At 57.9% G+C, this 390-nt stretch carries 1 protein-coding gene; it reads left to right on the top strand.

All coding sequences use genetic code 11. The features are described from left to right. Positions 1–132: 132 nt before the first annotated feature. The coding region (locus DC53_RS0121125; RefSeq protein WP_033032711.1) for a transposase at positions 133–390 on the top strand (258 nt) is incomplete at its 3' end.

Raw genomic sequence — 390 nt, 5'->3', positions numbered from 1 at the left:
GCCCGAAGGTCTTCCTCTCAGCCATCGCTCTCGCTGCAACCGTCGTATATTGGTTATGAGTCCTGACGCTAGGCCGTGTTGACAAAAGGGATTCACATGGAGGTTCAAGCGTGATTCAAGCTGGTATCTGCTATGGAGGCCAGTTTGGCACGAGACCTGATGACCGACGAGGAATGGGCGTTCTTTGAACATTTCATCCTCGCCAACCGCGCCCCGAATGGGCGCAAACCCACCAACCATCGCCTTGTTCTGGATGGGGTTTTCTGGATTGCGCGCACGGGATCGCCGTGGCGCGACCTGCCCGAGGAATTCGGCAAATGGTCGAGCGTCTACCGCCAGTTCCGCCGTTGGACGCTGGCCGGGTTGTGGGAAGAAATCCTGGACGCCTTG

This window comes from Pseudoalteromonas fuliginea, assembly GCF_000690055.1.
Lineage (GTDB): Bacteria > Pseudomonadota > Gammaproteobacteria > Enterobacterales > Alteromonadaceae > Pseudoalteromonas > Pseudoalteromonas fuliginea.
The sequence above is the reverse complement of the archived record's forward strand: the minus strand, read 5'-3'. Positions and strand labels throughout refer to the sequence as shown.